Origin of the sequence: Hyphomicrobium facile (assembly GCF_900116175.1) — a bacterium.
Taxonomy (GTDB): Bacteria; Pseudomonadota; Alphaproteobacteria; order Rhizobiales; family Hyphomicrobiaceae; genus Hyphomicrobium_B; species Hyphomicrobium_B facile.
Map to the genome: position 1 here is coordinate 390,450 of NZ_FPCH01000001.1, position 10,777 is coordinate 401,226.

The window sequence follows — 10,777 nt, forward strand, 5'->3', positions numbered from 1 at the left end:
GCACCACCCCCAATGCTTGAAACGGAAACGGTTCTCGATCGCAGGCGGCTTCGCCGGTCGGTATCGATTTGGCGCGCCGCCGGGCTCGCCGGTCTCCTTATCGCGATCGGCGTGCTGGCATTCGGCGGCGACAAGCTTGCTTCGCTTACCGGCGAAAAACAGATCGCCCGCGTGACAATCGAAGGCACCATTACGGAAGATCGCGATCAGCTCAAAATGCTGAAGGACATCGCCGACGATAACAGCGTCTCCGGCGTTCTCTTGTTCATTAACAGTCCCGGCGGCACGACAACGGGGGGCGAGGCGCTCTTCGAAGGTATCCGTACGCTCGCCAAAAAGAAGCCTGTTGTCGCGCAATTCGGCACCGTCGCGGCGTCGGCCGCCTACATTGCGGGTCTTGCCTCGGATCACATCGTGGCTCGCGGCAACACGATTACCGGCTCGGTTGGCGTCATCGTGCAGTGGCCTGAAGTCGTCCAGCTGCTGGACAAGATCGGCGTTAAAATGAACGAGGTTAAGAGTGGCCCTCTGAAGGCTTCACCCTCGCCGTTCGAGCCGCTCGACGACGCCAGCAAGAAGGTCGCCGAGGGCATGGTGGCCGATGGCTTCAAATGGTTCATCGGCCTGGTCGAGACGCGCCGGGGCGTGAAAGCAGCCGATATTCCGGGGCTTCTGGAGGGCCGAATCTACTCGGGCCGCGAGGCTCTTGATGCAAAGTTGATCGATCAACTCGGCGGCGAGGACGAGGCGGTCAAATGGCTCAAGGACGTGAAAAGCGTTCCCCAAACGGCGAAAGTCACCGACTGGAAGCCCGGAAACAGCGGCGGTTACGGCTTTGCCGGCATGTCGGCCGGCATCGCGGGCTGGTTGCTCGGACCGGCAGCGGGGGACGCCGTAAATTTTTTGCTTCGTGATCGGATGATTTCCACGCTCGGACTTGACGGTCTTCTCTCAGTTTGGCACCCTTCTGAAAAATAAGAAGAAATGGTCGCCGAAGCTGGGAGCGAAACGTGATCAAATCGGAGCTGGTGCAACGGATTGCCACTGCCAATCCGCATCTTTACCATCGTGACGTCGAACGCATCGTCAACGTAATTTTCGATGAAATTGTCGATGCTTTATCGCGAGGTGATCGCGTCGAGCTTCGCGGTTTCGGTGCGTTCACGGTCAAGCATCGTGCGTCACGACAGGGAAGAAATCCGCGTACGGGAACCACGGTCGCCGTCGCCGAGAAATTCGTGCCGTTCTTCAAAACCGGCAAGGAACTTCGCGACCGGTTGAATAAGCTTAACGGCAGCAAACACTGACGATACCCGCTGCGGTTCGTTGCGCGCACGCCAAGTGAGGAAAGATCATGTTCAGGCGTATTCTCGCGCTGCTAATCGGTTTTCCGATCGGCATCATCCTGGTCGCGATTGCGGTTTCCAACCGGCAGCCAGTGGATCTGATCCTCGATCCCTTCCGGCCCGAGACGCCAGCGCTTTCCATTGAGTTGCCGTTCTACATTTATCTCATGGTGGCTCTCGTCGTCGGCGTCATCCTTGGCGGCATTGCGACGTGGATGGGGCAGAGCCGATGGCGCCAGACGGCGCGTTCGCAAGGCCGGCGCGCAGCGCGCTGGCAAGCGGAAGCCGATCGCCTCGCGCGGGAACGCGAAGGGGCTGGCGATCCGGCAGACCAGCGATTGGCCATCTCTGGCCGTTGATGCGAGCAAGATCCTAAATGTCATTCGATGCGCTGACGCTTTTCGGACTCGTGTCCGTCAGCCTGATGCTGCTGTTCTACACGTTCGAGGATAGCAGCCCTTGGTGCATCCTCGGATTTTCCGTCGCTTGCGCGATGGGTTCGGTCTATGGATTTCTGCAGGGCGCCTGGCCATTCGGCCTGGTCGAAGGCGTTTGGACTTTTATCGCTCTCAAGCGCTGGCAAAAGCGCCGGCTCGCCGGTGCGCCTGCGGCGTAACACACGAACTTTGATGGTCACGACAGCCAAAATTTGCGGGATCACGACGCCTGAAGCGTTGGAAGCGGCCATCTCCGGCGGCGCCGACTACATCGGGCTTGTCTTTTATGCGAAGAGCCCGCGCCATCTCGAAATCCCTGAAGCCAAGCGACTGGCTGAGCTCGCACGCGGCAGGGCCAAGATCGTCGCGCTGACGGTCGATGCGGACGACGAGACGCTGCAAGAGATTGTCGATGATGTTGGTCCCGACATCCTGCAACTGCACGGCAAGGAAACTCCGGAACGCGTCGCCGTCATCAAGAAGCAATTCGGCCGTGAGGTCATCAAGGCGATTGCCGTCGCGACGGCCGGAGACGCGGAGCGTGCGCGCAGCTACGCGGGCTCTGCAGATCTCATCCTCTTTGACGCGAAGGCGCCTCCGGGCTCGTTGCTTCCTGGCGGCAACGGTCGAACGTTCGACTGGCACGCCCTCGATGGTGTTTCCGAAGCTCTGCCCTTCATGCTTTCGGGTGGCCTCGGGCCTGATAACGTCGCGGACGCGATCGCGTTAACGAAGCCGGTCGCCGTCGATGTATCTTCCGGTGTCGAAAGTGCGCCGGGCATCAAGGACCCTGATCAGATCCGTCGCTTTCTTCTGGCCGTAAAGACAGCTAAGCAGACGTGATAATTTCATCTTCCTGATGGGCCAGGGAGATAAGCGAGGCGTTCATGGCGACGAAATCGAAGAAGACCGCGGAGGCCGCGCTCAACAGCTACGCCACGGGTCCCGACGACAGGGGATTTTTCGGCATATTCGGCGGCCGTTTCGTTGCCGAAACGCTGATGCCGCTGATCCTGGAACTCGAGCGCGCTTACGAGGCGGCGAAAGCCGATCCCGAATTCCAGCGCGAACTCGATTTTCTGAACCTCCATTACGCCGGCAGGCCGAGCCCGCTCTATCATGCGGAGCGAATGACGGCCGAACTCGGTGGCGCGAAAATCTACTTCAAGCGCGAAGAGCTCAATCACACGGGCTCGCACAAGATCAACAACTGCCTCGGTCAGATCCTGCTCGCGCGCCGGATGGGCAAGAAGCGGATCATCGCAGAGACTGGGGCGGGTCAACACGGCGTCGCTGTTGCAACGGTCTGCGCCAAGTACGGCATGGAGTGCGAGGTCTACATGGGCGCGACCGACGTCGAACGTCAGGCGCCCAACGTAGCGCGCATGGCGTTGCTCGGCGCGAAACTCAATCCGGTGAAGTCGGGCGCCGGCACGCTGAAAGACGCGATGAACGAAGCGTTGCGCGATTGGGTCACCAACGTGCGCGACACTTACTATCTCATCGGCACGGCCGCGGGTCCGCATCCCTATCCGGCCATGGTCCGCGACTTCCAGGCGATCATCGGGCATGAGACGCGCAAGCAGATGATGGAAGCCGAAGGCCGGTTGCCAGATACGATCATTGCCTGCATCGGCGGCGGCTCGAATGCTATCGGCATTTTCCATCCGTTTCTGGATGACAAGGATGTTGCGATCTACGGCGTGGAGGCGGGCGGCCACGGGATCGATGTCGAGAACGGTCATGCGGCGTCGATGAACGGTGGTTCGCCGGGTGTGCTGCACGGAAATCGCACGTATCTCCTGCAAGACAGCGACGGGCAGATCCTCGAAGGTCATTCGATTTCCGCCGGCCTCGATTATCCGGGCGTTGGGCCGGAACACGCGTGGCTGAAGACTATCGGGCGTGTGACCTACGTCCCGGCCACGGACAAAGAAGCGCTCGAAGCACTTCAGTTCTGCACGCGGCTTGAGGGCATCATCCCGGCACTCGAGTCGAGTCACGCACTGGCACTTGTGAAGAAGCTTGCGCCGACTTTGGGGAAGGACAACCTTCTCGTCGTCAATATTTCTGGCCGAGGCGACAAGGATCTCGCCACGGTCGTCAAACATCTTGGGATGAAGATCTAAGATGACCAAGCACGTCACGCGCATCGATGCCCGCTTCGAAGCACTGAAAAAAGAAAACCGGCCGGCGCTCATCACGTTCGTCACCGCGGGCGACCCTGATCCGGAAACGAGTGCGCAGATTCTCAGTGATCTCGCCAAATCCGGCGCCGATATCATTGAACTCGGCATGCCATTCTCTGATCCGATGGCGGACGGTCCGGCAATTCAGGCCTCGTCGCAGCGGGCGCTGAAGGCCGGTCAGAACATGATCAAGACGCTGCAGATGGTTCGTGATTTCCGCGCGCACGACAACACGACGCCGATCGTGCTGATGGGCTACTACAATCCGATCTACGTCTACGGCAACGAGCGCTTCATCAAGGATGCGAAGGCCGCGGGCGTCGATGGCCTCATCGTCGTCGACGTGCCTCCGGAGGCCGACGACGAGCTGTGCCTTCCCGCGCTCACGGCGGGGCTGAACTTCATCAGGCTCGCGACGCCGACGACGGACAAGGCGCGTTTGGCGACGGTTTTGAAGAATACGTCCGGTTTCGTTTACTATGTTTCGATCACGGGCATCACGGGAGCCGCCGCGCCAGTCGTTAACGATGTCCACAGCCAAGTGAAGGCAATCAAGGCCGAGACGCCCTTACCGGTTGTCGTGGGCTTCGGGGTTCGCTCCGGCGAGCAGGCACGGGCGATCTCGAAGGGGGCTGATGGCGTGGTCGTCGGCTCAGCCATTGTTTCTATTATAGAAAAGTCTCTTGGAGCGAAGGGCGAGGCGACGGAAGGCACCCGGAAGGGGGTGGCGGAACTCGTCAAGGAATTGAGCCTGGCACTATCGGCCGACTAGCGCTTTCCCTGGATAAAGTCTATTGGAGAGGGCCTTCTGCACCCCCATTTTGGGCATTGTCCTGGCGCCGGTCCCTCGAGAGGCGCTAAAAATGGCGGACTGCGAGGAGCTTGCCATTGTGCCCGCACGTTAAAGCGATAGGCACCCGCTGCGGCTTACAAGGAGCCAAGAACACGTGAATTGGATTAACAACGTCGTCCGCCCAAAGATCAGTGGGCTCTTATCGACGGCGAAACGCGACGTTCCGGATAACCTCTGGGTGAAGTGCCCGGACTCAGGTCAGATGGTCTTCTACAAAGACCTCGAGGCCAACCAGTTCGTCGTGCCTGGCTCGAACTATCACATGCGCATGGGCTCGCAGCAGCGCCTGCAGCATACGTTCGATGGCGGAGAGTATCGCGTTGTCCCGGTGCCGACCGTGCAGCAAGATCCGCTGAAGTTTCGCGACGGCCGCAAATACACGGATCGACTGAAAGACGCGAAGGCTGCGACGAAGCTCGATGATGCCGTTCTCGTCGGCGAAGGCGAGCTCGATAGTTTGCCTGTTGTCGCTGCGGCTCAGGACTTCCGTTTCATGGCTGGTTCGCTCGGCATGGCTGCAGGCGAGGCGATCATCGCCGGCATGCAGCGCGCGCTCGATCTCAGAACGCCGTTTATTCTTTTCGCGGCCTCGGGTGGCGCGCGCATGCAGGAGGGCATCCTGTCCCTCATGCAGATGCCGCGTACGACCATTGCCGTTCAACGTCTCCGGGATGCGCGGCTTCCCTACATCGTCGTTCTGACCGATCCGACGACGGGAGGCGTGACCGCTTCCTACGCGATGCTCGGAGATATCCATATCGCGGAACCCGGCGCGCTTATTTGCTTCGCGGGTCCGCGCGTCATTCAGCAGACGATCCGCGAGCAGTTGCCGGACGGCTTCCAGCGCGCGGAATATCTGCTTTCGCACGGCATGATCGATATGGTCGTGCATCGTCATGAGATGCGGGAGACGCTCGCACGCGTCTGCAAACTCCTGATGAGTGGCGTCCAGGCGACGAAGGCAAAAGACACGCGCAAGATGAACGGCAAGCCGTACGTCAACGGCGCTTCTGTCGATAGCAAAGTCATCGAGACGGCCGCACGGGAAAGCGGCGTCGTCGAGCCGGAGGCTGTGCCGAACAGCCAGCGCTTCGAGCCGGGCAAGGGCGACAAGCCAAAACGCGATGAGGGCGGATCGTCAACATCTGCAAATCCCAAAGATGCGCCTCGCGGCGCCTAGCACTTCTCGAAGGTATTGCGGGGCATGACCTCGTCGACGACACGGCCCACAAGCGACGCTTTACTGGCCGACATGATGCTCTTGCATCCGAAGCTGATCGACCTTTCGCTCGGCCGCGTGGAGCGGCTGCTGGCAAAGCTCGGGCATCCGGAAAAGAAGCTCCCGCCGGTGGTCCACATCGCGGGCACCAACGGCAAGGGTTCGGTCACGGCGTATCTTCGCGCTTTTGCCGAAGCTGCCGGGAAGCGCGTGCACGTCTATACCTCGCCTCATCTCGTGCGGTTTCACGAGCGAATTTCGCTTGCCGGAGATGACGGCAAATCGCATCCGATCGACGAAGACCTGCTCGTCGACGTCCTGACGCGCGTCCAAGCGGTGAACGACGGCGAGGACATCACGCAGTTCGAGATCACGACAGCGGCGGCGTTTCTCGCGTTCTCCGAACGGCCCGCCGACGTTCTCCTACTCGAAGTCGGACTCGGTGGCCGGCTCGACGCGACGAACGTCATTGCCGAGCCAGCGCTCACGGTCATCACGCCGATCTCGATGGACCACGCCGAGAAGCTCGGTCCGACGCTCGCGAAGATTGCTTTCGAAAAGTCCGGCATTCTGAAGCGCGGTGTTCCGGGCATCATCTCGCAGCAAACCGATGATGTTCTCACGGTCCTTGAATCACGTTCGCGGGCAATCCACGCGCCGCTGACTGTCTGGGGTCGCGATTACGACGCTTACGAGCAGGCGGGCCGTCTTATCGTGCAGCAGAACGACCGTCTGCTCGATTTGCCGTTGCCGGCGCTCATCGGGCGGCATCAGATCACCAACGCCGGAACCGCGGTGGCGGCGGCGCTGACGCTCGGCGAAAGAATACCGTCCCTTGCGATCGACGAGGGTGCTCTCGAAGCGGGGCTTCGCTCGGTCGAATGGCCGGCGCGGATGCAGCGCCTGACGTCAGGGCCTCTGGCCGACATTCTTGGCGACGAGACCGAGCTGTGGCTCGACGGCGGTCATAATCCGGCGGCCGGAGATATGCTCGCTGATACACTCGCAACGCTCGATGAGAAGTCGCCCAAGCCCGTCTATCTGATCGTCGGCATGATGGGCCAGAAGGATGCGTTGGGCTTTCTTGCGCCGTTCCGGGGGCTTGTGCGGGCCATCTACACAGTTCCGATCCCCGGAGCCAACGAGGCGCCGCACAGTGAAGAGAACCTTGCCGAGGTCGCGCGAGGCGCCGGAATGCAGGCGGCTGATCGCAAAAACGTGATTGATGCACTCCAAACGATTGCCGGGCTTTCGAAGGGGCCGAAGCGCGTTCTGATATGCGGATCGCTCTATCTTGCAGGATATGTACTTTTATTGCACAAGGGCCTCGAATAAACTCCGCCGAGCAGCGGAGTTCGTTGCGCAAGGTCAAAGTGCTTCGCCCGGATTCGATATTTACAGTTCGAAAAGGTCACAAAAATCGCTAGGTTGGTGGGACAATGTCGGCCACGGCCAATGGCGACGCATAGCTGATCTACCAAGTGAGAAGTCGAGGCTTGCCGGACCAAAGCGTAACAGACCAATTCTAGAGAACTCCAACACCAACAAGATCGCCGTCTAGGCGTCATTCGGAGGAGATGCACGATGCAGCATGTAGCAATGGACAAGCTCAAAGGGCGGCAGATCATCAAGCCGCGCTACGACAATTTCATCGGCGGCAAGTGGGTTGCTCCTGTCCGCGGCCAGTACTTCTCCAACGTGACGCCGATCACCGGACAGCAGGTCTGCGAGATCGCCCGTTCGACCGCCGAAGACATCGAACTCGCACTCGACGCGGCGCATAAGGCCAGAGAGGCTTGGGGGAATTCGTCTCCCGCGGCGCGCGCCCGCGTGCTGTCGAAGATCGCCGACCGGATGGAAGAAAATCTCGACATCCTCGCTCTCGTCGAAACGATCGACAACGGCAAGCCGATCCGCGAGACGACGCACGCCGATCTTCCCTTGGCCATCGATCACTTCCGTTATTTCGCCGGCTGCGTTCGCGCGCAGGAAGGCTCGATCGCTGAAATCGATCACGACACGATCGCCTATCATTTCCACGAGCCGCTCGGCGTCGTCGGCCAGATCATTCCGTGGAACTTCCCGCTGCTGATGGCAGTCTGGAAGCTCGCTCCTGCGCTTGCAGCCGGTAACTGCGTCGTGCTGAAGCCCGCCGAGCAGACGCCGATGTCGATCATGGTTCTCGCCGATCTGATCGCCGACCTCATCCCTGAAGGCGTTTTGAACATCGTCAACGGCTTCGGCATCGAGGCTGGCAAGCCGCTTGCCCAGAACAAGCGCATCGCCAAGATCGCATTCACCGGCGAGACGACGACGGGCCGTCTGATCATGCAGTATGCATCGGAAAATATCATTCCCTGCACGCTGGAGCTCGGCGGCAAGTCGCCGAACATCTTCTTCGCCGACGTCATGGACGCCGACGACGAGTACTTCGACAAGTGCCTCGAAGGGTTCACGATGTTCGCGTTGAACCAGGGCGAGGTTTGCACGTGCCCCAGCCGCGCGCTCATCCAGCGTTCGATCTATGAGAAGTTCATGGAGCGGGCTTTGGAACGCGTCGTGAAGATCAAGCAGGGTCATCCGATGGATGCCTCGACGATGATCGGCGCGCAGGCTTCCAACGATCAGCTCGAGAAGATTCTCAGCTACATCGAGATCGGCAAGGGCGAGGGTGCACGCGTTCTGACGGGCGGCCGTCGCGCCACTCTCGGCGGCGAGCTTGCGAGCGGCTATTACGTCGAGCCGACCGTGCTCGAAGGCCACAACAAGATGCGCGTGTTCCAGGAAGAAATCTTCGGGCCGGTCGTCTCCGTCACGACCTTCGAAGACGAGGCGGAAGCGCTCGCCATCGCTAACGACACGCTCTATGGCCTCGGCTCGGGCGTCTGGACGCGTAACGGAACGCGGGCTTATCGGATGGGCCGCGGCATCCAGGCGGGTCGCGTCTGGACGAACTGCTACCACGCCTATCCCGCGCACGCTGCATTCGGTGGCTACAAGCTGTCGGGCATCGGCCGCGAGACGCACAAGATGATGCTCGACCATTACCAGCAGACGAAGAACCTGCTCGTCAGCTACAGCCCGAAGGCTCTCGGCTTCTTCTGATGCCGAGCCTCGCGTAAGATCGAAGGGCATGTGCCGATCCCGGTGCATGCCCTTTTTCTCAACACGGAGGCGAGCCAGATGGTCAATCGCGTGACGGCCACACCCGATACCCTGACGTTGATCAAGAAGCTCGAGGGTATTCACGGACCGCTGCTCTTTCATCAATCGGGCGGTTGCTGCGATGGCAGCGCGCCGATGTGCTATCCGCGGGCCGAGTTCAAGGTCGGCGCGCAAGACGTTTACATGGGCGAGATCGGCGGCCAGCCGTTCTACATGGGCCGGTCGCAATTCGAATACTGGCAGCACACGCAGCTCCTCATCGACGTCGTGCCGGGACGCGGATCGGGTTTCTCGGTCGAAAGCCCGGAGGGCGTTCGTTTCCTGACGCGGTCGCGCGTCTACTCGGATGCCGAAAACGACGAACTCGATGCTCTGGGTCCGCCGCCGACCGGTGTCGAGCATCCGCCTCTTTAGGACCTTCAATTCCGGGCGTTTCAATCCATTCAAATTCGGGAGAATAACCGATGACGGTTTCACGGACACTGCGCGACCTCACGGGGCTCGGCTATGCGCCTGCGCGCGTGGCCAACTCTGCGCTGATCCTCATCGATTGCCAGAATACGTATCGCGAAGGCGTGATGCAGCTCGAAGGAGTGGAGCCCGCGCTCGTTGAATGCCAGGGTCTCTTGAAGCGGTACCGCGACGCCGGGCGGCCGGTCATTCACATTCAACACGATGCCGGGGCCGGATCGCCTTACGACGTCAACGACCGTATCGGCGCCATCGCAGACGTCGTGAGCCCGAAAGCGGGCGAGCCCGTTGTGGTGAAGAACTATCCGAGCTCGTTCGAAAAGACGAACCTCGATGAGCTTCTGAAAGGCTATGGCGTCGAGGATGTGACCATCGCCGGGTTCATGACGCATGTGTGCGTGAATTCAACGGCGCGAGCCGCTTTCAATCACGGCTATCGCGCAACGGTGGTCGGCAATGCGACGGCGACCCGCTCGCTTCCCAATCCTTCCGGCGGCTCTATTTCGGCGAAGGAGCTGCACGAAGCCAGCCTCGTGGCGCTCAACGATATATTTGCCGTGGTCGTGCCGGCTGCGGACAAGATCGCGGACTGATCGGCCGGCCCCGAAAGCAAATTCCAAAAATAAAAAACCCCGCGTTCAGCAGGGTTTTTCCATTCGAGATGTGTCGTGACTGGCGCGCGCGCTTCAAACGGCAGCGGCGACGCTCGACGTGATCCAGTCTTCGAGCTTTTTCTTCTGCACGATCGCGCCGGTGTGCTGTGCAGCGACCTTGCCGCCCTTGAAGATCAGCAGCGTCGGCATAGCGCGGATACCGTAATGACCGGTGACCTGCGGGTTCTCGTCAACGTCGATTTTCACGACTTTGACCTTGCCGGTCATCTCCTTGGCGACCTGATCGAGTGCAGGGGCCATGGCTTTGCACGGTCCGCACCACGTCGCGTGGAAATCGACGAGAACCGGTTCGCTAGACTTCAGAACTTCCTCTTCGAAGCTGGCGTCTGTCACTGCGTTAGACATTGATTATGCTCCATTTTCGGGCCCGTTCTATTGGCCGATCCCGACTTGCCGCCCGTCGGCGGGCAAATGAAAAACCGA

13 protein-coding genes are annotated in these 10,777 nt (G+C 60.4%); 12 read left to right on the forward strand and 1 reads right to left on the reverse strand.

Features of this window, described 5'->3' with window-relative positions; all coding sequences use genetic code 11:
• Window positions 1–12 precede the first annotated feature (12 nt).
• The 12 genes from sppA (at window position 13) to BM399_RS01945 (ending at window position 10,273) form a co-directional block, all read left to right on the forward strand.
• Complete coding sequence (sppA, locus tag BM399_RS01890) at window positions 13–978, forward strand: signal peptide peptidase SppA (protein WP_092863427.1); 966 nt, start codon at window positions 13–15, stop codon at window positions 976–978.
• Between the two features lie 32 nt (window positions 979–1,010).
• Window positions 1,011–1,307, forward strand: a complete 297-nt coding sequence (ihfB, locus tag BM399_RS01895) for an integration host factor subunit beta (protein WP_092863431.1) — start codon at window positions 1,011–1,013, stop codon at window positions 1,305–1,307.
• Window positions 1,308–1,354: 47 nt separating this feature from the next.
• Window positions 1,355–1,705 carry a LapA family protein gene (locus BM399_RS01900; RefSeq protein ID WP_092863434.1) on the forward strand — a complete coding sequence of 117 codons (351 nt, stop codon included), beginning with the start codon at window positions 1,355–1,357 and terminating at the stop codon, window positions 1,703–1,705.
• Between the two features lie 17 nt (window positions 1,706–1,722).
• Window positions 1,723–1,962, forward strand: coding sequence for a hypothetical protein (locus BM399_RS01905; RefSeq protein WP_092863437.1), 240 nt, complete (start codon window positions 1,723–1,725; stop codon window positions 1,960–1,962).
• Window positions 1,963–1,975: 13 nt separating this feature from the next.
• Window positions 1,976–2,626 carry a phosphoribosylanthranilate isomerase gene (locus BM399_RS01910; protein ID WP_092863441.1) on the forward strand — a complete coding sequence of 217 codons (651 nt, stop codon included), beginning with the start codon at window positions 1,976–1,978 and terminating at the stop codon, window positions 2,624–2,626.
• 44 nt (window positions 2,627–2,670) lie between these two features.
• Window positions 2,671–3,912 (forward strand): tryptophan synthase subunit beta, encoded by a 1,242-nt coding sequence (trpB, locus tag BM399_RS01915; RefSeq protein ID WP_092863444.1) that lies wholly within the window; start codon window positions 2,671–2,673, stop codon window positions 3,910–3,912.
• A gap of 1 nt (window position 3,913) precedes the next feature.
• Window positions 3,914–4,744, forward strand: a complete 831-nt coding sequence (trpA, locus tag BM399_RS01920) for a tryptophan synthase subunit alpha (RefSeq protein WP_092863448.1) — start codon at window positions 3,914–3,916, stop codon at window positions 4,742–4,744.
• A 175-nt stretch (window positions 4,745–4,919) separates the two neighbouring features.
• Window positions 4,920–6,005 (forward strand): acetyl-CoA carboxylase, carboxyltransferase subunit beta, encoded by a 1,086-nt coding sequence (accD, locus tag BM399_RS01925; protein WP_092863451.1) that lies wholly within the window; start codon window positions 4,920–4,922, stop codon window positions 6,003–6,005.
• Window positions 6,006–6,029: 24 nt separating this feature from the next.
• Window positions 6,030–7,379: a bifunctional folylpolyglutamate synthase/dihydrofolate synthase gene (locus tag BM399_RS01930; protein WP_092863454.1), complete on the forward strand. Its 1,350-nt coding sequence runs from the start codon at window positions 6,030–6,032 to the stop codon at window positions 7,377–7,379.
• A gap of 249 nt (window positions 7,380–7,628) precedes the next feature.
• A complete protein-coding gene (gene adh / locus BM399_RS01935) occupies window positions 7,629–9,149 on the forward strand; it encodes an aldehyde dehydrogenase (protein ID WP_092863457.1) in 1,521 nt (506 codons plus the stop codon).
• Between the two features lie 78 nt (window positions 9,150–9,227).
• Window positions 9,228–9,623 (forward strand): DUF779 domain-containing protein, encoded by a 396-nt coding sequence (locus BM399_RS01940; RefSeq protein WP_092866134.1) that lies wholly within the window; start codon window positions 9,228–9,230, stop codon window positions 9,621–9,623.
• A gap of 50 nt (window positions 9,624–9,673) precedes the next feature.
• Complete coding sequence (locus BM399_RS01945; RefSeq protein WP_092863461.1) at window positions 9,674–10,273, forward strand: cysteine hydrolase family protein; 600 nt, start codon at window positions 9,674–9,676, stop codon at window positions 10,271–10,273.
• 93 nt (window positions 10,274–10,366) lie between these two features.
• Here the strand turns inward: BM399_RS01945 and trxA are convergent, their stop codons facing one another.
• Window positions 10,367–10,699 carry a thioredoxin gene (gene trxA / locus BM399_RS01950; RefSeq protein WP_092863464.1) on the reverse strand — a complete coding sequence of 111 codons (333 nt, stop codon included), beginning with the start codon at window positions 10,697–10,699 and terminating at the stop codon, window positions 10,367–10,369.
• Window positions 10,700–10,777: the final 78 nt, after the last annotated feature.

What these genes read in the sequence shown, in the direction of transcription:
- BM399_RS01940 (WP_092866134.1), top strand. Translation starts at nt 9,228, where the DNA reads ATGGTCAATCGCGTGACGGCCACACCCGATACCCTGACGTTGATCAAG.
- trpB (WP_092863444.1), top strand. Translation starts at nt 2,671, where the DNA reads ATGGCGACGAAATCGAAGAAGACCGCGGAGGCCGCGCTCAACAGCTAC.
- trpA (WP_092863448.1), top strand. Translation starts at nt 3,914, where the DNA reads ATGACCAAGCACGTCACGCGCATCGATGCCCGCTTCGAAGCACTGAAA.
- adh (WP_092863457.1), top strand. Translation starts at nt 7,629, where the DNA reads ATGCAGCATGTAGCAATGGACAAGCTCAAAGGGCGGCAGATCATCAAG.
- sppA (WP_092863427.1), top strand. Translation starts at nt 13, where the DNA reads ATGCTTGAAACGGAAACGGTTCTCGATCGCAGGCGGCTTCGCCGGTCG.
- BM399_RS01905 (WP_092863437.1), top strand. Translation starts at nt 1,723, where the DNA reads ATGTCATTCGATGCGCTGACGCTTTTCGGACTCGTGTCCGTCAGCCTG.
- BM399_RS01930 (WP_092863454.1), top strand. Translation starts at nt 6,030, where the DNA reads ATGACCTCGTCGACGACACGGCCCACAAGCGACGCTTTACTGGCCGAC.
- BM399_RS01900 (WP_092863434.1), top strand. Translation starts at nt 1,355, where the DNA reads ATGTTCAGGCGTATTCTCGCGCTGCTAATCGGTTTTCCGATCGGCATC.
- BM399_RS01910 (WP_092863441.1), top strand. Translation starts at nt 1,976, where the DNA reads ATGGTCACGACAGCCAAAATTTGCGGGATCACGACGCCTGAAGCGTTG.
- trxA (WP_092863464.1), bottom strand. Translation starts at nt 10,699, where the DNA reads ATGTCTAACGCAGTGACAGACGCCAGCTTCGAAGAGGAAGTTCTGAAG.
- BM399_RS01945 (WP_092863461.1), top strand. Translation starts at nt 9,674, where the DNA reads ATGACGGTTTCACGGACACTGCGCGACCTCACGGGGCTCGGCTATGCG.